23 protein-coding genes are annotated in these 24792 nt (G+C 70.5%); all 23 read left to right on the top strand.

Annotated features, from left to right (window positions below; genetic code table 11):
* Positions 1-12: 12 nt before the first annotated feature.
* A complete protein-coding gene (locus CACI_RS05915; protein WP_012785412.1) occupies positions 13-1692 on the top strand; it encodes a DUF885 domain-containing protein in 1680 nt (559 codons plus the stop codon).
* Positions 1693-1830: 138 nt separating this feature from the next.
* Complete coding sequence (locus tag CACI_RS05920) at positions 1831-2166, top strand: PadR family transcriptional regulator (protein WP_012785413.1); 336 nt, start codon at positions 1831-1833, stop codon at positions 2164-2166.
* Complete coding sequence (locus CACI_RS05925; protein WP_012785414.1) at positions 2163-3482, top strand: HAAS signaling domain-containing protein; 1320 nt, start codon at positions 2163-2165, stop codon at positions 3480-3482. Before CACI_RS05920 ends, CACI_RS05925 begins: the two co-directional genes overlap by 4 nt.
* A gap of 30 nt (positions 3483-3512) precedes the next feature.
* Positions 3513-3902, top strand: a complete 390-nt coding sequence (locus CACI_RS05930; protein ID WP_041540085.1) for a response regulator transcription factor — start codon at positions 3513-3515, stop codon at positions 3900-3902.
* A 60-nt stretch (positions 3903-3962) separates the two neighbouring features.
* Positions 3963-5633 (top strand): arginine--tRNA ligase, encoded by a 1671-nt coding sequence (argS, locus tag CACI_RS05935; RefSeq protein ID WP_012785416.1) that lies wholly within the window; start codon positions 3963-3965, stop codon positions 5631-5633.
* 35 nt (positions 5634-5668) lie between these two features.
* Complete coding sequence (lysA, locus tag CACI_RS05940) at positions 5669-7066, top strand: diaminopimelate decarboxylase (RefSeq protein WP_012785417.1); 1398 nt, start codon at positions 5669-5671, stop codon at positions 7064-7066.
* Positions 7067-7213: 147 nt separating this feature from the next.
* Positions 7214-8509 (top strand): homoserine dehydrogenase, encoded by a 1296-nt coding sequence (locus tag CACI_RS05945; RefSeq protein WP_041541208.1) that lies wholly within the window; start codon positions 7214-7216, stop codon positions 8507-8509.
* Positions 8510-8535: 26 nt separating this feature from the next.
* On the top strand, positions 8536-9591 hold the full coding sequence (gene thrC / locus CACI_RS05950) for a threonine synthase (RefSeq protein ID WP_012785419.1): 1056 nt from the start codon (positions 8536-8538) through the stop codon (positions 9589-9591).
* 68 nt (positions 9592-9659) lie between these two features.
* Entirely contained in the window at positions 9660-10670 is a 1011-nt protein-coding gene (thrB, locus tag CACI_RS05955) for a homoserine kinase (protein WP_012785420.1), read from the top strand.
* A 373-nt stretch (positions 10671-11043) separates the two neighbouring features.
* Complete coding sequence (gene rho / locus CACI_RS05960) at positions 11044-13050, top strand: transcription termination factor Rho (RefSeq protein WP_012785421.1); 2007 nt, start codon at positions 11044-11046, stop codon at positions 13048-13050.
* Positions 13051-13124: 74 nt separating this feature from the next.
* Positions 13125-13910: an alpha/beta hydrolase family protein gene (locus CACI_RS05965; RefSeq protein ID WP_012785422.1), complete on the top strand. Its 786-nt coding sequence runs from the start codon at positions 13125-13127 to the stop codon at positions 13908-13910.
* A gap of 162 nt (positions 13911-14072) precedes the next feature.
* Entirely contained in the window at positions 14073-14291 is a 219-nt protein-coding gene (rpmE, locus tag CACI_RS05970; protein ID WP_012785423.1) for a 50S ribosomal protein L31, read from the top strand.
* A gap of 101 nt (positions 14292-14392) precedes the next feature.
* The gene (gene prfA / locus CACI_RS05975; protein WP_012785424.1) at positions 14393-15463 is read left to right on the top strand and encodes a peptide chain release factor 1; all 1071 of its coding nucleotides are present in this window, start codon (positions 14393-14395) and stop codon (positions 15461-15463) included.
* 77 nt (positions 15464-15540) lie between these two features.
* Complete coding sequence (prmC, locus tag CACI_RS05980) at positions 15541-16392, top strand: peptide chain release factor N(5)-glutamine methyltransferase (protein ID WP_041541209.1); 852 nt, start codon at positions 15541-15543, stop codon at positions 16390-16392.
* Positions 16393-16485: 93 nt separating this feature from the next.
* Positions 16486-17136 (top strand): L-threonylcarbamoyladenylate synthase, encoded by a 651-nt coding sequence (locus tag CACI_RS05985; protein ID WP_012785426.1) that lies wholly within the window; start codon positions 16486-16488, stop codon positions 17134-17136.
* An 87-nt stretch (positions 17137-17223) separates the two neighbouring features.
* Complete coding sequence (locus tag CACI_RS05990; protein ID WP_049871487.1) at positions 17224-19122, top strand: hypothetical protein; 1899 nt, start codon at positions 17224-17226, stop codon at positions 19120-19122.
* Positions 19123-19287: 165 nt separating this feature from the next.
* Positions 19288-20637 (top strand): glycosyltransferase family 4 protein, encoded by a 1350-nt coding sequence (locus CACI_RS05995; protein ID WP_012785428.1) that lies wholly within the window; start codon positions 19288-19290, stop codon positions 20635-20637.
* 266 nt (positions 20638-20903) lie between these two features.
* The gene (locus tag CACI_RS06000) at positions 20904-21383 is read left to right on the top strand and encodes a hypothetical protein (RefSeq protein WP_012785429.1); all 480 of its coding nucleotides are present in this window, start codon (positions 20904-20906) and stop codon (positions 21381-21383) included.
* A gap of 234 nt (positions 21384-21617) precedes the next feature.
* Positions 21618-21938, top strand: a complete 321-nt coding sequence (locus CACI_RS06005) for an AtpZ/AtpI family protein (protein WP_012785430.1) — start codon at positions 21618-21620, stop codon at positions 21936-21938.
* Positions 21939-22062: 124 nt separating this feature from the next.
* The gene (atpB, locus tag CACI_RS06010; protein WP_012785431.1) at positions 22063-22914 is read left to right on the top strand and encodes a F0F1 ATP synthase subunit A; all 852 of its coding nucleotides are present in this window, start codon (positions 22063-22065) and stop codon (positions 22912-22914) included.
* A 168-nt stretch (positions 22915-23082) separates the two neighbouring features.
* Positions 23083-23328 carry an ATP synthase F0 subunit C gene (gene atpE, locus CACI_RS06015; protein WP_012785432.1) on the top strand — a complete coding sequence of 82 codons (246 nt, stop codon included), beginning with the start codon at positions 23083-23085 and terminating at the stop codon, positions 23326-23328.
* A 41-nt stretch (positions 23329-23369) separates the two neighbouring features.
* Complete coding sequence (locus tag CACI_RS06020; RefSeq protein WP_012785433.1) at positions 23370-23945, top strand: F0F1 ATP synthase subunit B; 576 nt, start codon at positions 23370-23372, stop codon at positions 23943-23945.
* On the top strand, positions 23945-24760 hold the full coding sequence (locus tag CACI_RS06025) for a F0F1 ATP synthase subunit delta (protein ID WP_012785434.1): 816 nt from the start codon (positions 23945-23947) through the stop codon (positions 24758-24760). The genes CACI_RS06020 and CACI_RS06025 overlap by 1 nt, the downstream gene beginning before the upstream one ends.
* Positions 24761-24792 lie beyond the last annotated feature (32 nt).

Genomic DNA, 24792 nt, shown 5'->3' on the forward strand with positions numbered 1-24792 from the left:
AGGGTCGAGCCTGTGACGTCCATCAATGAGATCGCCGAAGACTACGTCGCCCGCTACGTCGAACTGGACCCGCAGTTCGCCACCGACCTCGGTGTCGCCGGGCACGATCACGAGCTGACCGATTACTCCACGGAGGGCTTCGCCGAGCGCAACACGCTGACGGCCTCGACCCTCGCGGCGATCCGGGCGCTGGAGCCCGCGGATGAGAACGAGCGCGTGGCCAAGGAGGCCATGGAGGAGCGCCTGGCGCTGGCGGTCGAGACCTACGAGGCCGGCGACGACACCTCCGCGCTGAACGTGATCGCCAGCCCTTTCCAGTCGGTGCGCTCGGTGTTCGACCAGATGAGCACCGACGGCGAGGAGAACCACGCGAACATCGCCCGGCGTCTGGCGGCCGTGCCGGAGACGCTGGAGCAGCTGAAGGCGACGCTGGCCGACTCCGCCGCCGCAGGCCGGGTCTCCGCGCGGCGCCAGGTGCTGGCGTGCGCCCGGCAGGCGAAGGACTGGAACGGCGAGTTCAGCGGCGAGAACTTCTGGGCCGGCCTGGTCGGGCGCACCGGCGCCACCGGCGCGGTCCGTGCGGACCTGGACCGCGGCGCGGCGGCGGCCACCGCCGCGACCGCCGAGTTCGGCAGCTTCCTCATCGAGAAGCTGCTGCCCGTGGCGCCGGCCAAGGACGCCGTCGGCCGCGAGCGGTACCAGCGCGCGTCCCGCGAGTTCCTCGGCGACACCATCGACCTGGAGGAGACCTACGCCTGGGGTCTGGACGAAGTCGCCCGGCTGCGCGCCGAGATGAACGCGACCGCGGCGCGCATCGTGCCGGGCGGCTCGCTGCGGGACGCGCTGGCCGCGCTGGACGCCGACGCCTCCCGGCAGATCATCGGCGCCGACAACTTCCGCGCCTGGATGCAGGAGAAGTCCGACGCCGCCGTCGAGGAGCTGGCGGACGTCCACTTCGACATCCCCGAGCCGGTGCGGCGCCTGGAGTGCATGATCGCGCCGACCCACGACGGCGTCATGTACTACTCGCCGCCGTCGGAGGACTTCACGCGTCCGGGGCGCATGTGGTGGTCCGTGCCCGAGGGCCAGACCGAGTTCTCCACCTGGCGCGAGACCACGACGGTCTACCACGAGGGCGTTCCCGGGCATCACCTGCAGTGCGCCCAGACCATCTACCGCAACGACGTGCTGAACCGCTGGCAGCGCTCGATGTGCTGGGTCTCCGGCCACGGCGAGGGCTGGGCGCTGTACGCCGAGCGGCTGATGGACGACCTGGGCTACCTGTCGGACCCCGCCGACAAGCTGGGCATGCTGGACGGCCAGATGATGCGCGCCGTGCGCGTGGTCGTGGACCTGGGCATGCACCTGGAGTTCGAGATCCCGGCCGGGACCGACTTCGGCAACGGCGCCGACCACGGCGGCGAGCGCTGGACGCCGGACCTGGGCTGGGAGTTCATGACGGCGAACGTCAACACCACCGAGGCGCAGCTCGCCTTCGAGCTGGACCGCTACCTCGGCTGGCCGGGCCAGGCGCCGGCCTACAAGATCGGCGAGCGGATCTGGTTGCAGGCCCGCGACGACGCGAAGGCGCGGCAGGGTGCTGACTTCGATCTGAAGACGTTCCACCGCCAGGCGCTGGACCTCGGGTCCATCGGGCTCAAGCCGCTGCGCGAGGCGCTCGGACGGCTGTAGGGCGCGGCGGCTCGGGCTGGGTATCCGCTGCGCTGAGCTGAGATTTTGTCGCAGAGCTCGGACTTTTCGAAGTCCGAGCTCTTTTTCTTCACGCAGTACTGTGCAGTGTGTAGTACCGTGTTCCGCACAGGAGGGGCGATGGATTCCACACAACTGCTCAAAGGCGTCCTGGACTCGGCGGTGCTCGCGGTCCTGGTCGACGAGGACGGCTACGGCTACGACATCGTGCGCCGGCTGCGGGTCGCCGGCTTCGAGGACATCGGCGACGCCTCGGTCTACGGGACGCTGCGGCGCTTGTACGCCAACGGATATCTGACGAGCTACGTGGTGCCCTCGGAGTCGGGGCCGCACCGCAAGTACTACGGCGTGAACGCCAGCGGGCGCGCGCAACTGAAGGAGTCCACGGCCACCTGGCGCGCGTTCGCCAGCTCCATGGACCGGCTGCTCGGAGCGGAGAGGGGAGAGCGGGTATGAGTTCCCAGGGATTCGAGGACATGGACGGCGGCGGTCTCGACGGGACCGGTGAAGCCGGCGGTCCGGGCAGCCGGGCTAGCGAGACCTCCAGCGGGGCGCGGAGCGGTCAGACGTCGGGGGATCAGGTGGCTGCGTACGCCGCGGAGGTGCGGGCGCAGCTGGCTGATTTGTCTGACGCGGAGAGCGCTGAGCTGCTGGAGGACCTGGAGGATCATCTGCGGGAGGTTGCCGCGGAGGGTGCTGGGAGCTTGCGGGAGCGGCTTGGTGCGCCGGGGGCTTATGCCAGGGAGCTGCGGCAGGCGGCTGGGTTGCCGGAGCCGGGTGAGGGGAGCGGCTCGGGGAGTGCTGGGCGGGGGGCTCGGTCGCGGCCGTCGGTGCGGGTGAGGGTGCGGCAGGCGTTGGTGGACGCGGAGCGTCGGGCGCGGGGTCATCGGGCGGGGCGTGAGGTGCTCGATTTCCTGCCCTCGCTGCGTCCAGCTTGGTGGGTGCTGCGGGGGTGGGCAGCGGTGCGGCTTCTGGAGGTGATGACGACGGATGTGGATCCCTGGCACGATTTCGCGCTTGTCCCGCAGGTCGGCAACAGCACGGTGATCGGGTTTCTCGCACTGGCGGCCGCGGTGCCGGCGTCGGTGTACGCCGCGCGGCGGACGGTGCCCGACGGGTGGCGCCGCCGTGCCGTGGGTGCCGGAGAGGGCATCTTGGTCCTGTTCACCATCGGGATGGCGCTCTCGGCGCTGAGCACTCAGAGCAACTACGGCGAGAACGCCTCGAGCGTCGCCTTCGACCAGGGCGGATCGCTGCCCGGCCTGGTCGACAACGGCAAGCCCATCTCGAACCTGTACGTCTACGACCGGGCCGGCAAACCGCTCGACGGCGTCCTCGTCTACGACCAGGACGGTCAGCCGATCCAGGCAGACGTGTACGCGGGCGGCTCGATCCTGGACAACGACGGGTGGATCGACGGCAACGGGTCGCTCGTGGCGAACATCTTCCCGCAGCAGATGTTGCAGACGCAGTGGGACGATTCCGCCGGCGGCGCGCACTACGTCGTGATGCCGCCGCCGGAGGTGAACATCCCGCAGGGTCTGCACCGGGCGTCGGCGCCGCAGGGGGCACAACAGAGTCCTGCGACGCCCACGACGGCGCCCACGACGACACCGCCGACAACACCCACGACCACACCCTCGACCACATCTTCCACTCCCGGACCTCAGGCTTCATCGCCGACGAGCGCCACGCCGACCAGTGGCGCCACCGGAGCGCAGCCGACATCCGCGCTCCCGTCGACTCCGGCGCCCTCCGGCACGAAGGGTTGATGCATCAGGCGCGCCCGCTACGGTTGGGGCGTGAAAAAACCAGGTTCGCCGCGCGTCCTCGTGGTCGACGACAGCGACACCGTCAGGACCCTGATCCGCATCAACCTGGAGTTGGAAGGCTTCGAGGTGCAGGAGGCCGACTCGGGAACCCGGTGCCTGGAACTGGTGCCGGGACCCGATGTCGTGACCCTCGACCTGCTCCTGCCCGAGACCGGTCCCGACGGGCTGGACATCCTGCGCCGGCTCAAGCGCGACCCGGCGCTGGGGCGTCCGCGCGTGGTGGTGGTGACGGCCGCCGCGCTGCCGGAGGACCGGCGGCTCGGGGAGTCGGCCGGCGCCGACGCCTACATCACCAAGCCCTTCGAGCCGGTGGAGTTGGTGGACGCGGTGCGGGCGTTGGCATCCCCGGACCGTTTCTGAACACCGCCGCTGACGAAATCCCCGCAGGACGCGCCCGGCGCGTCCCGTAATCTAGGCCGGGTGACTCCCGAGCAGCTTTCCCAGGCCGTCCTCGACACCGTCAACGAAGCCGTCGCCGACGGCGCGCTGACCCTGACCGCGGTCCCGGCGACCGTGACCGTCGAGCGACCGAAGAACCGCGACCACGGCGACTACGCCACCAACGTCGCCCTCCAGCTGACCAAGGCCGCCGGTATGCCGCCGCGCGCGCTGGCCGAGCTGCTCGCGGAGCGCCTGCGCGAGGTCGAGGGGATCGCCGGCGTCGACGTCGCCGGGCCCGGGTTCCTCAACCTGAAGCTGGCCGCCGGCGCCGCGGGCGAGCTCGCCAAGAGCATCGTGGAGCAGGGCGCGCAGTACGGCCGGAGCGAGACCTTCGCCGCGCAGATCGTCAACCTGGAGTTCGTCTCCGCCAACCCCACCGGGCCGCTGCACCTGGGCCACACCCGCTGGGCCGCGGTCGGCGACGCGCTCGGCCGGCTGCTGGAGGCCGCCGGCGCCGACGTCACGCGCGAGTTCTACATCAACGACGCCGGAAACCAGATGAACAACTTCGGCCTGTCGCTCGCGTTGCGGGCCAACGGCGAGGAAGTGCCGTCCGGGCAGGGACTGTATGAGGGTGCGTATATCAAGGATCTGGCTCAGGCGATCCTCGAGGAGCACCCGGTCCTGACCCAGCTGCCGCAGGAGGCACAGGTCGAGGCGTTCCGCACCGCCGGCTACAAGACGCAGCTGCGGCTCCAGCAGGAATCGCTGGAGAAGTTCCGCACGCACTTCGACGTCTGGTTCTCCGAGAAGACGCTGCACGAGTCCGGCGCCGTCGAGGGCGTCGCGGACCGGTTGGCCGAGCAGGGGCACGTCTTCGAGCAGGACGGCGCGGTCTGGCTGCGGACCACCGACTTCGGCGACGACAAGGACCGGGTCATCGTCCGCTCCAACGGCGAGCGCACCTACTTCTCCGCGGACTGCGCGTACTACTTGAACAAGCGGGACCGCGGCTACTCGCCGTGTATCTACATGCTCGGCGCGGACCACCACGGCTACGTCGGCCGCCTCAAGGCGATGGCCGCGTGCTCCGGCGACGACCCGGAGCAGGACATCGAGGTCCTGATCGGCCAGTTCGTGAAGATGGTGAAGGACGGCGAGGAGGTCAAGCTCTCCAAGCGGACCGGGAACATCGTCACGCTGGACGACGTGATCGACCTGATCGGCGTCGACGCCGCCCGGTACGCGCTGGCGCGCTCGAGCGTGGACAACGAACTGGTGCTGGACGTCGACCTGCTGACGTCGCAGAAGGCAGAGAACCCGGTCTACTACGTCCAGTACGCGCACTCGCGGATGGCCTCGGTCAAGCGCAACGCCGCCGAGCTCGGCTTCGACAAGGGCACGGCAGAGGACTTCAAGCCCGAGCTGTTGTCCCACCCCCGCGAAGAGGCACTGCTTGCGGCGCTGGCGGAGTTCCCGCGCGTCATCGCGCAGGCGGCCGGACTGCGCAAGGTCCACCAGGTCGCGCACTACCTGGAAGACATGGCGAAGAAGTACCACGGCTTCTACACCGACTGCCGGATCCTGCCGCTGGGCGAGGACAAGCCGAGCGACCTCAACCGCGCACGGATGTGGCTCGCGGAAGCCACCCAAACCGTCCTCCGCAACGGTCTGGACCTCCTCGGTGTCTCGGCACCTGAGCGCATGTGACAAATCGGACCTGAAGTAGGGGACACTCTCGGTCCATGAGTAGAAGCGCGCACCCCGCCGGGCCCCGCTACGCCGACGTGCTCCCGGAAGGCGGCCACGGCGCCGCGCCGGCGGATCTCAACCGGCTGGACCAAAGAATCTGGCCCGGCGGGGTGGCGCGCGACGCGGAGTCCGGCGCGCTCACCTTCGCCGGCGTCGACGTCCGCGAGCTGGCGAGCGAGTTCGGCACCCCGGCGTATTTGATCGACGAGGACGACTGGCGGCGCCGGGCCCGCGAATGGGTCGAGGCGTTCGGCGCGGACGCCGACGTCTTCTACGCCGGCAAGTCCTTCCTGTCCGTGGCGATCGCCAAGTGGGCCGCCGAAGAGGGACTGCACCTGGACGTCTGCTCCGGCGGCGAACTCGCCGTCGCCCTGCGCGCCGGATTCCCGGCCGAGCGCCTCGGTTTCCACGGCAACAACAAGTCCGTCGCCGAGTTGGAGCGCGCGGTGGACGCCGGCGTCGGCCGGATCATCGTGGACTCGCACGACGAGATAGAGCGGCTGGCCGCGATCGCCGCCGACCGCGGCGTCCGGCAGCGCGTCATGCTGCGCGTGACGCCCGGCGTCGAGGCGCACACCCACGAGTTCATCGCCACCGCGCACGAGGACCAGAAGTTCGGCTTCTCGCTGGCCGGCGGCGCGGCGGCCGAGGCGGTCGCGCGGCTGCTGAAGCACGCCGACCACCTGGAGCTGACCGGGCTGCACTCGCACATCGGCAGCCAGATCTTCGACACCGCCGGGTTCGAGGTCGCCGCGCACCGGCTCACCGAGGCGCTGGCCGCCATCAAGCGCGACCACGGCATCGAGCTGCCGGAGCTGGACCTCGGCGGCGGTCTGGGCATCGCCTACACCGAGGGCGACGACCCGGCGCCGGTCGCCGAGACCGCGCGCCGGCTCAAGGAGATCGTGGCGCGCGAGTGCGACGCCGCCGGGCTCACCCGTCCGCGTCTGTCCGTCGAGCCCGGCCGCGCCATCGCCGGTCCTCCCGGGATCACGCTCTACGAAGTCGGCACGGTCAAGCCGCTGCCTGGCCTGCGCACCTACGTCTCGGTGGACGGCGGGATGTCGGACAACATCCGCACCGCGCTGTACGACGCCGAGTACACCGCCGCGCTGGTCAGCCGGTCCAGCACCGCCGTGCCGGTGCTCAGCCGGGTGGTCGGCAAGCACTGCGAGTCCGGCGACATCGTGGTCCGCGACGCCTGGCTGCCCGGCGACACCGCGCCCGGCGACCTGCTGGCGATCGCCGCGACCGGCGCCTACTGCCGCTCCATGGCCAGCAACTACAACCACCTGCTCAAGCCGCCGGTGATCGCGGTCAAGGACGGCGCGGCGCGCACCATCGTCCGGCGCGAGACGGAGGACGACCTCCTGGGACTGGACCTGGGATAGCCCTTTGCGGGACAGCAGGATCTGATACCAGGTGGTCCCACATCCCGGACGACGGGTTGTCGAGGAGTGGGATTCGGCAAGACTGACAGGACACCTGTGCCGCGCTCGCCGATGCGCGCGGCACCGACCGAGGCGATGGGGTTTGCGATGCGTACTGAGCCGCTGAAGGTGGCGCTGCTGGGCTGTGGAGTAGTCGGCTCGGAAGTCGCGCGCCTGATGACGGCCAACGCCGCCGACCTGGCCGCGCGGGTCGGGGTGCCGCTGGAGCTGGCCGGGATCGCCGTGCGCCGGCCGAACCGGCAGCGCGAGGTGCCCGGGGTCGCCCCGGAGCTGTTCACCACGGACGCCGAGGCGCTGGTCAAACGGGACGACGTGGACCTGGTGATCGAGGTCATCGGCGGGATCGAGCCGTCCCGGGCGCTGATCCTGGCCGCGCTGGAGTCCGGAAAATCCGTGGTGTCCGCGAACAAGGCGCTGCTGGCCGAGGACGGCGCGACGCTGTACCAGGCCGCCGAGAAACACGGCGCCGACCTCTACTACGAGGCCGCGGTCGCCGGCGCGATCCCGTTGCTCCGCCCGCTGCGCGAGTCGCTGGTCGGGGACCGGGTCAGCCGCGTGCTGGGCATCGTCAACGGCACCACCAACTTCATCCTGGACCGGATGGACACCACCGGCGCCGGCTTCACCGAGGCGCTGGAGGAGGCGACCTCGCTGGGCTACGCCGAGGCCGACCCGACCGCCGACGTCGAGGGCTTCGACGCCGCGGCCAAGGCCGCGATCCTGGCCGGGCTCGCCTTCCACACCCGGGTCACCGCCTCCGACGTGCACCGCGAGGGCATCACCGAGGTCACCGCGGCGGACATCGCCTCGGCCCGGGCGATGAACTCGGTGGTGAAGCTGCTGGCGATCTGCGAGGTGGACCCGGTCGCCGGAAAGGTCTCGGCGCGGGTGCACCCGGCGATGATCCCGCGCAGCCACCCGCTGGCCGGGGTGCGCGAGGCGTACAACGCGGTGTTCATCGAGTCCGAGTCCGCCGGTCAGCTGATGTTCTACGGCCCGGGCGCCGGCGGCTCGCCGACCGCCTCGGCGGTGCTCGGCGACCTGGTCGCGATCGCGCGGAACAAGATGACCGGACGGCGCGGGCCGGGGGAGTCGGCGTACGCCGGGCTCACCGTGCGCCCGGTCGGCGAGGCGCGGACCCGGTACCACATCAGCCTGGACGTGGACGACAAGCCCGGCGTCCTGTCGGCGGTGGCCGGTATCTTCGCGGAACAGGACGTATCGATCGCCACCGTGCGGCAGTCCGGCCGCGGGCCGGACGCGACGCTGGTGATCGTCACGCACCTGGCTCCGGACGCGGCGCTGACCGCGACCGTGGCCCGGCTGCGGGCGCTCGACTTCGTGCGTGACGTGTCCAGCGTCATGCGTGTGGAATCCGAATAGCTAACCCCCGAGGGAGACCAGCGGACATGGCTTGGCGAGGCGTCATCGAGGAGTACCGACAGTGGCTGCCGGTCGACGCCGGCACGCCCGTGGTCACGCTGGGCGAGGGCGGCACGCCGCTGCTGCCCGCGCCGCGCCTGTCCGCCCTCACCGGGTGCGAGGTGTTCGTCAAGGTCGAGGGCATGAACCCGACCGGCTCGTTCAAGGACCGCGGCATGACCACCGCGATCTCGCTGGCCAAGCAGGCCGGCGCCGAGGCCGTGGTGTGCGCCTCCACCGGCAACACCAGCTCCTCGGCCGCCGCCTACGCGGTGCGCGGCGGGCTCAAGCCGGTGGTGCTGGTGCCGGCCGGCAAGATCGCGCTGGGCAAGCTGGCCCAGGCGCTGGCGCACGGCGCGACCCAGCTGCCGGTCGAGGGCAACTTCGACGACTGTCTCCGGCTGGCCCGCGAGCTGGCCGCGAAGTACCCGGTCGCGCTGGTGAACTCGGTGAACCCGGTCCGGCTGCACGGTCAGAAGACCGCCGCGTTCGAGGTCGTCGACGTGCTCGGCGACGCCCCGGACATCCACGCCCTGCCGGTCGGCAACGCCGGCAACATCTCCGCGTACTGGCTCGGGTATCAGGAGTACGCGAAGGAGGGTCAGGCCTCGCGCACGCCCCGCATGTTCGGCTTCCAGGCCGCCGGCGCCGCCCCGCTCGTGCACGGCGCGCCGGTCCCGGACCCGGACACCATCGCCACCGCCATCCGCATCGGCAACCCCGCGTCCTGGGACCTGGCGATCGCCGCGCGCGAGGACTCCTCCGGCGTCATCGAGGCGGTGACCGACGAGGAGATCCTCGCCGCGCACCGTGTGCTCTCGGCCGAGGAGGGCGTGTTCGTCGAGCCGGCCTCCGCCGCCGGCGTCGCGGGCATCCTCAAGCTCGCCCGAGCCGGCCGCCTCGAGTCCGGCAAGCGCATCGTGGTCACGGTCACCGGCCACGGTCTGAAGGACCCCGAGTGGGCGGTCAAGGCCGCGCCGCCGCTGCCGGACGCCGTCCCGGCGGAGGTCGCCGCGGTCGCCGAGGCTCTCAGCCTCAGCTAAGGAACGTTCTGATAAAAGCTGAGGACTGTCAGCTCTCATCTCCCAGCTCTCAGCACGAACGGAGCACAATGCCGAGCCCTGTCTTCCGAGCCGCACCGGTGCGCGTCCGCGTCCCGGCCACCAGCGCGAACCTCGGACCCGGCTTCGACTCCCTGGGCCTGGCGCTCGGGCTGTACGACGAGGTGATGGTCCGGATAGCCGATTCCGGGCTGCGGGTGGACGTCGCGGGGGAGGGCGCCGACACGGTCGCGCGCGACGAGCGGCACCTGGTCGTGCGGGCCATGCGCGCGGCGTTCGAGCGGCTCGGCGCGCGGCCGCCGGGGCTGGAGCTGGTGTGCGCCAACCGGATCCCGCACGCTCGAGGGCTGGGCTCCTCGGCGGCGGCGATCTGCGCCGGGATCGTCGCGGCGCGGGCCCTGACCGTCGGGGCGACGCTGTCCGACGACGCCGTGCTGCAGCTGGCCACCGAGATGGAGGGGCATCCGGACAATGTGGCGGCCTGCCTGCGCGGCGGCTTCACCATCGCCTGGTTGGACCAAGCGGGTGAAATCTCCGACGCCGTCGGCGCGACCGCGCGGGTGCTGGCGATCGAGCCCGCGCCGAGCCTGCGGGCCGTGGCGTTCGTGCCGGACGAGGGCCTGTCGACCGAGGTCGCGCGGGGTCTGCTGCCCAAACTGGTGCCGCACGCCGAGGCCGCGCGCAACGCCGGACGGTCCGCTCTGCTGTCCGCTGCGGTCGTGCAGGGGCGCGCCGACCTGCTGCTGGCGGCCACGCAGGACCGCCTGCACCAGGACTACCGGGCGCCGGCCATGCCGCGGACCGCGGCGCTGATCGCCGAGCTGCGCGGCGCCGGACACGCCGCGGTGGTCTCCGGCGCCGGCCCGACGGTCCTGGTTCTGACGACGGAAGACCAGGTCCAGACCGTGATCGCGGACGGCATGAAGGTCGCGCCGGCCGGCTGGCAGGCGTTCGGCCTCGCAGTGGACAACGCCGGTGCGGTATCCTTGAACTCGACCGAAGGCGCGGGGCGCGGGTTGGATTCCGATAAGGATTCAAACCCACGCCACGGGGGACTGTGAATGGTGAGAGAAGCGCCCGCGTATGGTTTTCATAGGGACGGCGCATCAAGCCTCGCCGTCCCGTTGACCACCACGAGGTGTTACTCTCCTGTCGAGCACCTACGTCTCCACTGGTGAGCGACAGCGCGACTCCCTTCCCTTGGCGGGCACGACCGTCGGCGGCGGCGATTTGCGCGAGTGCGGTCAAGGTATCCCGTGTGAAAGCATCCGCGACTGGCCTGTGCCGATCAAGTCGAGCGCAGCGCCGGTCACGTGCGGGCACCCGCGTCGCAGCCTTTGTTCCAAATTCAACACAGCTCTTCACAACCAGCACCTGTCCCCGGTCCGCGGCGGAAAGTTCCGCCGCCGGTCGGCGACCAGGAAGGATCGCTTCGTGAGCGACACCACGACTGAATCCCCCGCCACCGCCCCCGCCGGGCGTGCCGGCAAGGGGCTGTCCTCGATGCTGCTCCCCGAGCTCCAGGCCTACGCCGTGAGCCTGGGGATCACCGGTACCGCGCGGATGCGCAAGGGCCAGCTCGTCGAGGCAATTCAGGAGAAGAACAACGGCGGGGCCAAGGCCGAGCCCGCCGCCGCGGCGGCGCCCGCGCGGACCACCGCGCGCCGTACCCGGGCCAGCAACACCGCCGCCGCGGCCGAGAAGGCCGCCGCGGAGCAGACCTCTGAGGTCCGCGCCGACATCCCCGTGCAGCCGCAGCGCGAGCGGGTCGAGAAGGCCGCCGCCGAGCCGGCCGCGCGCGCCGAGCGCACGGAGCGTGCCGAGCGGGCCGAGCGGGCCGAGCGCGGCGCCGACCGGGCCGAGCGCACCGAGCGGGCCGCCAAGGCCGCCGAGGGCGCGGTGGCCACCGCCGAGGGCCAGGCGCCCGCCGCCGCGGCTACCGCGACCGCCACGGCCGAGGGCGGCCAGGCCGGCCAGTCCGCGCAGGGCGGCCAGGGCGAGGGCGACCAGCAGCGCAACCGCCGCGAGCGCACCAACAGCAACAACAACCGCCGGGACCGCGACCGCGGACGCGGCGGCGAGGGCGGCGGCGACCGCCAGCAGAACTCCGGCGGCGGCCAGAACCAGAATCAGAATCAGAACCAGAGCCAGAACTCCGGCGGAGGCGGCGATGACTTCGACGACCGCCGCGGCGGCAACCGGCGCACCCGGGACCGCAACCGCAACCGCGAGGACCGGCAGAACCGCCGCAACAACCGCAACCGCGGCGAGGGCGGCTCGGAGGTCGACACCACGATCAGCGACGACGACGTCCTGATCCCGGTCGGCGGCATCGTCGACATCCTGGACAACTACGCCTTCGTGCGGACCTCCGGTTACCTGCCCGGCCCGGACGACGTCTACGTCTCCCTGGCCATGGTCCGCAAGAACAACCTGCGCAAGGGCGACGCCGTCACCGGCGTCATCCGTGCCCCGCAGGAGGGCGAGCGCCGCGAGAAGTTCAACGCCCTGGTGCGCCTGGACTCGGTCAACGGCCTGGAGCCGAGTTCCTCGCGCCAGCGTCCTGAGTTCAACAAGCTCACCCCGCTGTACCCGCAGGACCGGCTCCGCCTGGAGACCGAGCCCCACATCCTGACCACGCGCATCATCGACATGATCGCGCCGATCGGGAAGGGCCAGCGCGGTCTGATCGTGGCGCCGCCGAAGACCGGCAAGACCATGATCATGCAGGCGGTCGCCAACGCGATCACCCAGAACAACCCCGAGTGCCACCTGATGGTGGTGCTGGTCGACGAGCGGCCCGAAGAGGTCACCGACATGCAGCGCTCGGTGAAGGGCGAGGTCATCGCCTCGACCTTCGACCGGCCCGCCGAGGACCACACCACGGTCGCCGAACTGGCCATCGAGCGCGCCAAGCGCCTGGTGGAGCTCGGCCACGACGTGGTGGTCCTGCTGGACTCGATCACCCGCCTGGGCCGCGCCTACAACACCAGCGCCCCGGCCTCCGGCCGCATCCTCACCGGCGGTATGGACAGCCAGGCGATGTACCCGCCGAAGAAGTTCTTCGGCGCGGCGCGCAACATCGAGAACGGCGGCTCGCTGACCATCCTGGCGACCGCGCTGGTGGAGACCGGCTCCCGCCTCGACGAGGTGATCTTCGAGGAGTTCAAGGGCACCGGCAACATGGAGCTGCGGCTGGACCGCAAGCTCGCCGACAAGCGCATCTTCCCGGCGGTCGACGTCGACCCCTCGAGCACGCGCAAGGAGGAGCTGCTCCTCGGCGCCGAGGAGCTCAGCATCGTCTGGAAGCTCCGCCGCGTCCTGCACGCGCTGGACCAGCAGCAGGCGATGGAGCTCCTGCTGGACCGGATGAAGAAGACCAAGTCCAACGCCGAGTTCCTGATGACCATCCAGAAGACGGCGGTCGGTCCGCAGGACTAGACGGTCCGCGGGACTAGTCGGTCCGCAGGACTGACGGTTCCCAACGCGAGTACCGAGTAAGTAAGGTGGCCGGGGTGACGATCACCCCGGCCCCTCATCCGTATGGACCGCATCCCTCCCAGGTCGCCGACTTGTTCGTGCCCGAGGGCGAGGGCCCGTTCCCGGTCGTGGTGCTGATCCACGGCGGGTTCTGGCGCACCCCCTTCGACCGGGAGCTGATGGAGCCGTTGGCCGAGGATCTGGCCGAGCGCGGATTCGCGGCCTGGAACGTCGACTACCGCCGCGTCGGCGACGGCGGCGGGGGCGAGGCCTGGCGCGTGACCCTCGACGACGTCGCGGCGTCCCTGGACCAGCTCGGCGCCCTTTCCGGCGAATTCCCCCTCGACACCGACCGGACCGCGTTGGTCGGCCACTCCGCCGGCGGTCATCTGGCGCTGTGGCTCTCCTCGGAGTTCCAGGTCGCCGCCGCGGTCTCGCAGGCCGGCGTGGCGAACCTGTACGACGCGGCCGCCGAGCGCCTCGGCGTCGGCTCCCCGCGCGAGGGTCTGGGCGTCCTGGACGTGCCGGCGACGATGGAGTTCCTCGGCGGCGGACCGGAACAGGTCCCGGACCGCTACGCCGCAGCCTCGCCCTCGGCGCTGCTGCCGCTGGAGACCCCGCTTCTGCTTATACACGGCGACGAGGACGACCGCGTCCCGATCTCCCAGTCCCGGAACTTCGCCGACGCCGCCCGCGAGTCCGGCGACGAGGTCGAGGTCGCCGAGTTCCCCGGGATGGGGCACTTCGAAGTGCTCGACCCGAAGCACGCGAGCTGGGGGCGCACGATCGACTTCCTGGAGCGGGTGCTGGCGCCGGAGTAGGGCGGCCCGCCAAGCGCCGGTCCGCGGTGCCGCGCGCCTGCGCCGCACCTCGGACGGGCGTGGAATAACCACCCCCCGCGGCCCGTTAAGATGGTTCGTCGGTCCCGGTTCACCCCACAGCAGTGGAGACCCGGCGGCCACTCGACCTCAAGGAGCCGAAACATGAAGCCCGACATCCACCCGAGCTATCAGGTCACGACCGTGACCTGCGGCTGCGGCGCGTCGTTCGAGACGCACAGCACCGCGCCCAACGGCGTGATCCACGCCGAAGTGTGCTCGCAGTGCCACCCGTTCTACACCGGCAAGCAGAAGATCCTCGACACCGGCGGCCGCGTGGCGCGCTTCGAGGCTCGTTTCGGTAAGAAGGACGCCAGCAAGTAGCGCGTGCGGCGGCGCCGGCGGCCGTGGACCCTTCGGTCCCGGGCCGGCGCCGCCGTTTGTCGTTTGTGGAGGCTGTCCGGATTTCTAGGTGAGGACGTGACATGTTCGAGGTCATCGACGACCTGCTCGCCGAATACGCCGAGCTGGGGACGAGGCTGGCGGACCCGTCCGTGCACGCCGACGCGGACGTCGCGCGCAAGCTGGGAAAGCGGTATGCCGAGCTCGGTCCGATCGCCGAGACGTACCGGGAGTACACCTCGGTCAGCGACGACATCACCGCGGCCGAGGAGCTGAGCGCCGAGGACCCCGCCTTCGGCGAGGAGATCCCGGGGCTGCAGGAGCGCCGCACGGCGCTGGAGGAGCGGCTGCAGAAGCTGCTGATCCCGCGCGACCCGATGGACGAGAAGAACGTCATCCTGGAGATCAAGGGCGGCGAGGGCGGGCAGGAGTCCATGCTCTTCGCCGGCGACCTGCTGCGGATGTACATGCGCTTCGCCGAGCGTCAGCACTGGAAGACCGAGATCCTGGAGTCCACCGAGTCCGATCTCGGCGGCTACAAGGACGTCCAGGTGGCGGTCAAGGGCCGGGTGAACGAGGCCGGCGAGGGCGTCTGGGCCCGGCTGAAGTACGAGGGCGGCGTGCACCGCGTGCAGCGCGTCCCGGTCACCGAGTCCCAGGGCCGGATCCACACCTCGGCGGCGGGCGTCCTGGTCCTGCCCGAAGCCGAGGACGTCGAGGTCGAGATCAACGCCAACGACCTGCGCATCGACGTCTTCCGCTCCTCCGGTCCGGGCGGCCAGTCGGTCAACACCACCGACTCCGCGGTCCGCATCACCCACCTTCCCACCGGCGTGGTGGTCAGCTGCCAGAACGAGAAGTCGCAGCTGCAGAACAAGGAGTCGGCGATGCGCATCCTGCGGGCCCGCCTGCTGGCGGTGGCGCAGGAGGAGGCCGACCGGGAGGCCTCTGACACCCGCAAGTCGCAGATCCGCACGATGGACCGCTCCGAGCGCATCCGCACCTACAACTTCCCGGAGAACCGCATCAGCGACCACCGGGTCGGCTACAAGTCGTACAACCTGGACCAGGTGCTCGACGGCGATCTGGACGCGGTCATCCAGGCCTGCGTCGAGGCCGACACCGCCGCGAAGCTCGCGGCCGGAGGAAACTGAGGCGGCGGGACAGACCGGTGAGCGATTCCACTCCGGTGACACAGGACCCGACGGGCCCGCCCCAGGCCGGGAAGCCTCTGTCACTGCTGCGCGCTGAGATCGCGCAGGCATCCTTGCGCCTGGCCGAGGCCGGCGTCGGTTCCCCGCGCCACGACGCGGAGGAACTGGCGGCCTGGGTCCACGGCGTGCGCCGCACCGACCTGCACCGCGTCCCCGACCACGACTTCGACGCGCGGTACTGGGAGGTCATCGCCCGCCGCGCGAACCGCGAGCCGCTGCAGCACATCACCGGTGCGGCCTATTTCAGGTATCTGGAGCTGGCCGTCGGTCCCGGCGTGTTCGTCCCGCGCCCGGAGACCGAGGTGATGGTCGGCTGGGCGATCGACAAGCTGCGGGCGCTGGACGTCGCCGAGCCGCTGATCGTGGACCTGTGCACCGGCTCGGGGGCGATCGCTCTGTCCATAGCGCAGGAAGTCCCGCGCGCCCGCGTGCACGCCGTGGAGCTGTCAGAGGACGCCTATACCTGGGCCTCTCGCAACATCGCCGCCTCCGAGGCCGGCGAGCGCGTGACGCTGCACCTGGCGGACGCGGTGACGGCGCTGCCGGAACTGGACGGCCGGGTGGACGTGGTGGTGTCGAACCCGCCCTACATCCCGCTGACCGAGTGGGAGTACGTCGCCCCCGAAGCCCGCGACCACGATCCCGAACTGGCGCTGTTCTCCGGTCCGGACGGCTTGGACCTCATCCGCGGTCTGGAGCGCACGGCGCAGCGGCTGCTCAAGCCCGGCGGCTGGTCGGCGTTCGAGCACTCGGACAAGCAGGGCGGCGAGGTGCAGCGCATCTTCTTGGAGGAGCGCGGCTGGGCCGAGGCGTCGGACCACCGGGATCTGACGAACCGGCCGCGGTTCGTGACGGCCCGCAAGGGCTAAGCGGGTCCGGCGGGGCGGGTCCGACCCTGCCGGGGTGAAGTCCGCCGGAACCTTTGACCGCGCACCGCGCGGCGGCCAGTAGACTCACGCCCCATGAGCCGCCGTTTCGACTGCACCGACCCCGAGCAGCGCAAGACCGGTCTGCGGGAGGCAGCCAGCGCCGTCCGCCGCGGCGAGCTGGTGGTGCTCCCCACCGACACGCTGTACGGCATCGGCGCTGACGCGTTCACCAACTGGGCCGTGCGCGCGCTGCTGGAGGCCAAGGGCCGCGGTCCGGCGATGCCGAGCCCGGTGCTGGTGCCCTCGCCCGCGACGCTGCACGGCCTGGTCGCCGGCATGCCCTCGGTCGGCTGGGAGCTGGTCGACGCCTTCTGGCCCGGCGGTCTGACCATCGTGGCGATGCACCAGCCCACGCTCACCTGGGACCTCGGCGAGACCCGCGGCACGGTCGCGGTGCGCATGCCGCTGCACCCGGTGGCGATCGAGCTGCTGACCGAGACCGGTCCGATGGCGGTCTCCAGCGCCAACAAGACCGGCATGGCGGCGGCGCAGACCGCCGTCGACGCGCAGGACCAGCTCGGCGACGCGGTGTCGGTCTACCTCGACGCCGGGAAGGTCGGCGGCGAGGGCGGCGCCAGCTCCATCGTCGACGTCACCGGCACCGCCCCGGTGCTGCTGCGCGAGGGCGCGCTGACCTTCGACCAACTGCGGGAAGTGGCTCCGACGCTGATCCGCGCCGAGTAGCCTGCGGCTGGCTGCCAGTCCGACGGCTGAAGGCGCTGGGGAGGAGCGGGGAGGAGCAGGGTGGGGAATCAGGGAACGGATACCGGCGTGCCCGAAGGGATCGGCACCGACGTCTCGGACGCGGCGGACGTCTCGGACGCGGTGCACGAGCCGGCCGCGTCCGGCGATCCCGGGTCGGTCGGGCAGCAGGGCACAGCCGCACCCACAGCGGGTGGCGAAACCATTCCCCGCCAACGCCGCCCCCTGCTCGACGCCGTCCATCCGGTTCGCGCGGTCACGGCGTTCCACCGCCGCCACCACCCCGTCACCCTCGTCGCCATAGCCGCGACCACCCTCGCCTACGCCGCGCTGGCCTACCACCGCCGCTGGATAGCCGACGACGGCATGATCGCCGTCCGCACCGTCCGCCAGATCCTCGCCGGCCACGGTCCCGTCTACTCGCCCTACGAGCGCGCCGAGACCGACACCTCGACCCTGTGGACGCTGCTGCTCACCATTGGCGGCGGCGTCACCGGAGTCGACGTCGCGCGCGTCGCCGTCCTCACCGGCCTGCTGTGCGCGGTGGGCGGCGTCGTCTCCGCCCTGTTCGCCACCGCCCGGCTGCACGCGCGCCTCAGCGCGAAGCCGCGGCGACCGCTGCTGCCGGCCGGCGCGCTGCTCCTGCTCGGCGTCTCGCCGTTCTGGGACTTCGCGACCTCCGGTCTGGAGACCGGCCTGGAAATCCTGTGGCTGGGCCTGTGCTGGCTGGCGCTGGTCGCCTGGTGCGCCGAGACGCCGGACACCAAGCGGCAGTACCTGGTGGCTCTGCTCATCGGCCTGGCGCCCTTGGTCCGCCCCGAATTCGCCCTGATGGAAGCGGTCTTCGCCGTCGCGGCCTGGCTCCTCATCCGCCCCGGCAAGCGGCGCACGCTCCTGCTTTTCGTTACGGCGCAAGCCTTCCCGCTGATCACCGAGATCTTCCGCGCGGGCTACTACGGCGAGCTGGTCCCGCTCCCGGCGCTGGCGAAGTCCGCCGACGGTTCGCAATGGAACCGCGGCTGGCGCTATGTCGAGGAAACACTCAAGGGCTACTTCGTCTGGATTCCGTTGGCGATCCTGCTCGCCGCCGCGATCGCTCATCTCATGAACAAGAGCGCGCTGAAGTCCCGCACCACCACGATCCTGCTGGCGACGCCGGTGACCGCCGGTCTGCTGCTCGGCCTTTATGTGGTCAAGGTCGGCGGTGACTTCATGCACGCGCGCATGGTGCTGCCGGTCCTGTTCCTTCTTGTTCTCCCGGTCTTGGTGGTTCCGGTGACGGCGGTCCTGGTTCCGGCCGTCACGGCGACCGCGGTCTGGGCCGCCTACTGCGGTTCCACCTACTCGGTCCACTTCTACGACCAGAAACACGCCATCGCCGAGGACGAGCGCGTCGGCTACCAGCAATGGACCGGACGGCCCAACCCGGAGACCTCGGCGGCATACACCAACCGCGAGCGGGGAATCGGGGAGGCGATCGCCTCCTGGACGGCGCACGGGCAGCACGTCCTGACCTCCGAGGGCGGGATCGACGTCCCGCTCGATCCCAGCCTGCCCTTCCCCTTCGCCGTGGCCGCCGGGCGGCTCGGCGCGGCCGGCGCCGAGACCCCGCTGCGGGACGAGGTCGTCGACACGCTGGGACTGGCGAACCCGCTCGGCGCGCACCTGACCGTCACCACCCCCGGCCGGCCCGGGCACGAGAAGGAGCTGCCGTGGGCGTGGATCCTCGCCGACTACGGCGATCCGGCGGTCGTGGACACTCAAGAAGTTCTCAAGGGGGTTTCCCCGCAGCAGGTCGCCGCCGCGCGGCACGCCATGGGCTGCGGCGCCCTGAAGGAACTGCTGGATTCGACCAGACAGCCCATGACCTTCGGGCGGTTCTGGAGCAACCTCGCCGGCGCGGCGAGCCGGACGGCGCTGGTCGTCCCGGCAGATCCGTTCGCGGCGGAGAAGAAGTTCTGCCGGTGACCGCTTCCGTTCCACAGTTGTGACGCACTGCCTGCCGGGACTCGGCGTAGGGTTGTCTCGCGACGCAGGTGTCACCTGGTGCACACCGATGACCGTGGTGGATCCTCGGTCTGACTGTTCTTGTTCGGCCCAGCGGTTCCCAGCGAGAGAAGCGGAGAGGATCCCGTGAGGGAGTACCTGCTCGCCATGACGGTGGCACTGGCGGTGACCCTTCTCCTCGGCGGCCCGATCCGGGCGCTGGCCATCCGGCTCGGGCTGGTGCCGGTGATCCGCGAGCGCGACGTGCACGTGACCCCGACGCCGCGCGTCGGAGGCCTGGCGATGTTCATCGGGCTGGCCGCGGCGCTGACCGCGGCCGAGCACTTCCCGATGCTGGAGCGGGACGTCTACGGCGAGTCCAACACCATCCAGGCGCTGCTGTGGGGCGGCTTCCTGGTGGTGCTGCTGGGCATGGTGGACGACAAGTTCGAGCTGGACCCGCTGACCAAGTTCGCCGGCCAGATCTTCGCCGCCTCGGTGATGGTGGTGAAGGGGATCCAGATCAGCTGGCTGGTGATCCCCGGCATCGGCATCGTGGCCGTGGACCCCACGCTGTCCATCGTGCTGTCGGTGTTCCTGGTGCTGGCGCTGATGAACGCGGTGAACTTCGTCGACGGCATCGACGGGCTGGCCGCCGGCGTCAGCGGGATCGCCGCGCTGTCCTCCTTCGCCTACTGCTACCGGCTGGCCATCAGCTACAAGCTCACCGGCGCCACCGCCCCGGCGCTGATCGCGATCGTCACGGTCGGGATCTGCCTGGGCTTCCTGGCCCACAACTGGGACCCGGCCCGGATGTTCATGGGCGACACCGGCTCGATGCTGCTGGGCATGCTGCTGGCCGCCACCTCGATCGCCATCATGGGCGGCATCGACCCCTACCAGCTCGGCGCCGGCGTCAGCCAGACCACCTCGGTCCACAAGCTGGTCCCGGCCTACCTGCCGCTGATCATGCCGGTCTCGGTGACCCTGCTGCCGATCGCCGACATGGTGATGGCGGTGGTGCGGCGCACCAAGGCCGGCCTGTCCCCGCTGGCTCCGGACAAGGGCCACCTGCACCACCGGATGCTGCAGATCGGGCACTCCAAGCGCCGCGCGGTGCTCATCATGTACTTCTGGTCGGCGCTGGTGGCGTTCGTCACCGTGCTGTTCGCCGTGACGCCGTCCCGGCAGCCGATCGTCTACGGCGCCATAGCGATGACGCTGGTGGGACTGCTGATGCTGCTGGGACCTCGGCTCGGCGACCACCGGGAGCGGCTGCGGAACAAGGCGCTGCGCGTGGGCTCCTCGACCACGGCCCGGCACCGCGCGAACACCGGTGGTGCCGCCGGTGCCGCCGGAACCGCCGCGCCGGAGGGCGCTCTGTCGCAGGGTTCGACGGTCGAGGCGGCCATCCCGGCCATAGCGGCCTCGACGGAGAACGGGGTCGACCGCGCCGATCCCGACGGCGGCATGCGGCACCGTACTTTGTCACGTTGATCACACCCGGTGTTGGCGCCGCGTCCACCCCGCATACGTTCGCCCAGCTGAAGAAGTACGCACTCTGAGGGAGCCGATCCGGAAAAACACAGGTCCAGAGGGCTTGCGAAAACCGGTTCGTGCGTAGAAGGCGAGCTTGTGATAGCTTTCACGAACAAGGGGATGAGGGGTTGTGAGAAATCCGAACCGCCCCCGTAACCTGACCGACACGACGCGGTGCCGGATCCCCGGCAGCGCGCGACCTACAAGACTTCTTGAGGGAAGCCATGCAGGCCATTGACGCCCGATTGTTGCGCGGAGCAGCGGTACCGACCGCTGCCGCCGGCGCGATCGCCGTCGTGCTCTGCGCCGTGCTGGTCGGCAGCAAGGGTCTGATCGGGGCGCTGCTCGGCAGCGTCATCGTCCTGGCCTTCTTCTCGGTGACGATCGTCATCATCAGCCGTGTCGCCCAGAGCCAGCCGCAGATGCTGCTCGGGTACGCGATGCTCACCTATCTGGGCAAGATCTTCTTCCTGTTCGCGCTGATGATCGCGTTCAAGCACACCACCTTGTTCCACTTCCGGTCCTTCGGGTTCACGATGCTGGGCCTGACCCTGGTGTGGCTGGCCGCCGAGACCCGCGCGGTGCTCAAGACGAAGATCTTCTACGCGGACCCCTCCGCGATCCCGGACTCGCTGAAGCCGGTGGCGCCCGCGCGCCCGGCGAGCACCGCCGAGTCCGAACCGTCGCCCTCCGGCGGCCGGTAAGCACCATGACCGCCCATCAACCGGCCTGTTGGCCGGACCTGACGCATCCCCTGCGCACTGCCGGAACCGGACTGTGCTACCGGCCGGACCTGACCCATCCCCTGTTCTGTGTCCGGTACCGGACCGGCCCAGGTCACGAGTTCCTAACGCATTCCAGCGTGCCGCTCACGCCTTCTCAGCTGGGTTTCAGGGAAGGTCATCTCTCCTGCTATCGTCCGAGGCGGCATGAGCAGCATGAGCAGTACACACAAGACGAAAACCCCCACCGGGAAGCCGGAGAAGAAGGTCGATCCGTACTCGATCTCGGGCTATCTGTTGGCGGGCATGGTCCTCTACGGCGGCCTCGGCTGGCTGATCGACAAGTGGGCCGGCACCTCCGACGTGTTCGCACCGATCGGGGTGGTCTTCGGACTGGCCGCGGGCCTGTACCTCACCTTCCGGCAGGTGTCGGTCCTGGAGAGGCAGGAACGCGAGGCGCTGATCCGCAGGCGCCGCGCCCTGGCCGACGTCGAGCCCGAGGACGGGGACAGCACGGCGCGCACGTACGACCGGTAAGGCCAGAACGACCCGCACGACCGATAACCACGACACATCCAGTGCCGATCGCGCGCCCGGGGGCGACCCGGACGCGCCGACACCTGAAGGTTGCCGTCACGATGAGCCAGTCTGGATACACACGATGAGTCTTAGCCTTGCCAGCGGCACGGTCCTGGCCGCGGACAGCGGCACGGGCTGCGGTAGCGGCACGCCGCACCTGTTCGGGAACAACGGGGGCTTCTCCTGCGTCTCGCCGAGCTCGGAGGACTTCGACTTCGCCAGCCGTCCCGCGTTCCACATCTTCGGCTACGGCGTCACCAAGCCGACCCTGATCGTCGCGCTGATCGTGGTCCTGATGATCACGTTCTTCTGGGTCGCGTTCAACAAGCCCAAGATGGTCCCGCGCGGCGTGCAGAACGTCGGGGAGGTGGCCTACCTGTTCGTGCGCGACCGCATCGCGCGCGACTCGATGGGCAAGCAGGGCGACAAGTACGTGCCCTTCCTGTTCACCCTGTTCTTCTTCGTCTGGCTGATGAACGTCATGTCGTTCGTCCCGGTGGTCCAGTTCCCGGTGAGCTCGGTCTACGCCTTCCCGCTGGCCCTGGCCATCATGGTCTGGCTGACCTACATGTACGCCGGCTTCAAGCGGCACGGCCTGGGCTACTTCCGGGTCCTCGGCGTCCCGAGCGGGGTGCCGATCGGCATCCTGGTCATCCTGACCCCGATCGAGCTGCTGTCGAACATCTTCATCCGGCCGTTCACCCTGGGTATCCGGCTCTTCGCGAACATGTTCGCCGGCCACCTGCTGCTGGCCACGTTCTCCGCCGGCGCCTGGTACATGTTCAGCGTCAAGGGGATCGTCTTCTCCGGCGCGTCCTTCACCATGGCGATCGTGATGACCGGCTTCGAGCTGTTCATCCAGGCGCTGCAGGCCTACATCTTCGTGATGCTGACCGCGAGCTACCTGCAGGGTGCGCTCGAGGAAGCGCACTAGGGGCTAGCACACAAGGGCTGTGCCCCGTCTCGGCAGCCCGACGCAGACGTGCGCTTCCTTGTTCCGGCGAGGGGGCGTGGTGCAAGACCACAACTCAAGATCCCGCATGACCTATAAGCGACCGGTTGGCACAGTGCCCGCCGGCCAACCAGAAGGAAAACGAGAGACATGAGCGCTGCTCTGACCACCCTCGCGAGCACCGACATCAAGCTGTCCGGCATGGGCTTCCTGGGGTACGGCCTGTCGGCCATCGGCCCGGGTATCGGCGTGGGCCTGATCTTCGGCAACGGTGTTCAGGCCATGGCCCGCCAGCCCGAGGCCGCCGGCATGATCCGCACCAACATGTTCATCGGCTTCGCGCTGACCGAGGCGCTCGCGCTGCTCGGTTTCGTGGCGCCGTTCGTTCTGAAGTAAAGCGCCGTCCCGAGCCCCTACGGACCTAGGGAAGGTAGACCATGATGCCTGCTGCGAACACCGCGGTTGTGCTGGCCGGTGAGTTCAACCCGGTCGTGCCCAAGGGCGACGAGCTCGTCATCGGCACGATCGCGTTCCTGATCATCTTCGTGATCTTCTGGAAGAAGCTCCTGCCGAACATCAAGAAGACCCTGGACGAGCGCACCGACGCCATCGAGGGCGGCATGCACCGTGCCGAGGAGGCCCAGGCGGCCGCCGCGGCGCTCCAGGAGGAGTACCAGCGCAACCTGACCGAGGCCCGGCACGAGGCCGCCAAGATCACCCAGCACGCCCGGGAACAGGGTGCGGAGATCGTGGCGCGGATGCGGGCCGAGGGCACCGAGCAGCGCGAGAACCTGGTGGCCGGCGGCCGGGCCCAGCTCGACGCCGACGCCGCCGCGACCCGCGCCGCGCTCAAGGGCGACCTGGGCACGCTGGCCATCCAGCTGGCGAGCAAGATCGTCGGGGAGTCGCTGGAGGACGAGGCCCGCCAGCGCGGGACCGTCGACCGCTTCCTGGCCGAGCTGGAGGCCAAGGCCGACGCGGCCTCGGAGGCCACCGCCAAGGCCGGTGCCTGATGCAGGGCGCCAGCCGCGAGGCCCTGGCCGCCGGAGCGGACCGTCTCGACGCGCTGACCTCGGCGCCCGGCGCTGACATCGCCGCCGTCGCCGACGACCTGTCGGCCGTGGCGGTGGCCTTCGGCAAGGACGCCTCGCTGCGCCGCATGCTGACCGACCCGGCCCGCCAGCCGGCCCAGCGCGCGGACATCGCGACCGCGCTGCTCGCCGGCAAGATCGGCGCCGACGCCGCCGCCCTGGTGGCCGGCATGGCGCGCTCGCGCTGGAGCGCTCCGCGCGATCTGGCCGACGCCGTGGCGGACCTGGCGGTCCGCGCCGACCTGGCGGTCGCCGAGCGGGACGGCAAGCTCGACGACGTCGAGGACGAGCTGTTCCGGCTCAGCCGGCTGCTGGACTCCAACGGCGAGCTGGCGCTGGCCCTGGCCGATGGCCGGGTCCCGGCGGACAAGCGGGTCGCGCTCGTGGACGGCCTGCTCTCGGGCAAGGTCGACGTCACGACCTACCGCCTGGTGGGACGCCTGGTGGCCGCCCCGCGCGGCCGGTCGATCAGCGCCGGCCTGACCGAGATCGGCAAGGAGGCGGCAGCGCGCCGCCAGCGGCTGATCGCCTACGTGACCGCGGCGGTCCCGATGACCGAGCAGCAGCGCGACCGTCTGGCGGCGGTGCTCAAGCGGCTGTACGGCCGGCAGGTCCACCTGAACGTGGATCTGGACCCGGCGGTGCTGGGCGGACTGTCGGTGCGGGTCGGCGACGAGGTCGTCGACGGCACGGTGGCCACCCGGCTGGGACAGGCCCAGCGGCAGCTGGCCGGCTGAGCCGCGCACCGGCGCAGCGGCGCTCGGCGTCA

The organism is Catenulispora acidiphila DSM 44928, assembly GCF_000024025.1.
GTDB lineage: Bacteria > Actinomycetota > Actinomycetes > Streptomycetales > Catenulisporaceae > Catenulispora > Catenulispora acidiphila.

Excerpts from the sequence above, each read along its gene's own strand:
- CACI_RS05920 (WP_012785413.1), top strand. The coding sequence starts at position 1,831 with ATGGATTCCACACAACTGCTCAAAGGCGTCCTGGACTCGGCGGTGCTC.
- CACI_RS05925 (WP_012785414.1), top strand. The coding sequence starts at position 2,163 with ATGAGTTCCCAGGGATTCGAGGACATGGACGGCGGCGGTCTCGACGGG.
- lysA (WP_012785417.1), top strand. The coding sequence starts at position 5,669 with ATGAGTAGAAGCGCGCACCCCGCCGGGCCCCGCTACGCCGACGTGCTC.
- CACI_RS05945 (WP_041541208.1), top strand. The coding sequence starts at position 7,214 with ATGCGTACTGAGCCGCTGAAGGTGGCGCTGCTGGGCTGTGGAGTAGTC.
- thrC (WP_012785419.1), top strand. The coding sequence starts at position 8,536 with ATGGCTTGGCGAGGCGTCATCGAGGAGTACCGACAGTGGCTGCCGGTC.
- thrB (WP_012785420.1), top strand. The coding sequence starts at position 9,660 with ATGCCGAGCCCTGTCTTCCGAGCCGCACCGGTGCGCGTCCGCGTCCCG.
- rpmE (WP_012785423.1), top strand. The coding sequence starts at position 14,073 with ATGAAGCCCGACATCCACCCGAGCTATCAGGTCACGACCGTGACCTGC.
- prfA (WP_012785424.1), top strand. The coding sequence starts at position 14,393 with ATGTTCGAGGTCATCGACGACCTGCTCGCCGAATACGCCGAGCTGGGG.
- CACI_RS05985 (WP_012785426.1), top strand. The coding sequence starts at position 16,486 with ATGAGCCGCCGTTTCGACTGCACCGACCCCGAGCAGCGCAAGACCGGT.
- CACI_RS06000 (WP_012785429.1), top strand. The coding sequence starts at position 20,904 with ATGCAGGCCATTGACGCCCGATTGTTGCGCGGAGCAGCGGTACCGACC.
- CACI_RS06005 (WP_012785430.1), top strand. The coding sequence starts at position 21,618 with ATGAGCAGTACACACAAGACGAAAACCCCCACCGGGAAGCCGGAGAAG.
- atpB (WP_012785431.1), top strand. The coding sequence starts at position 22,063 with ATGAGTCTTAGCCTTGCCAGCGGCACGGTCCTGGCCGCGGACAGCGGC.
- atpE (WP_012785432.1), top strand. The coding sequence starts at position 23,083 with ATGAGCGCTGCTCTGACCACCCTCGCGAGCACCGACATCAAGCTGTCC.
- CACI_RS06020 (WP_012785433.1), top strand. The coding sequence starts at position 23,370 with ATGATGCCTGCTGCGAACACCGCGGTTGTGCTGGCCGGTGAGTTCAAC.
- CACI_RS06025 (WP_012785434.1), top strand. The coding sequence starts at position 23,945 with ATGCAGGGCGCCAGCCGCGAGGCCCTGGCCGCCGGAGCGGACCGTCTC.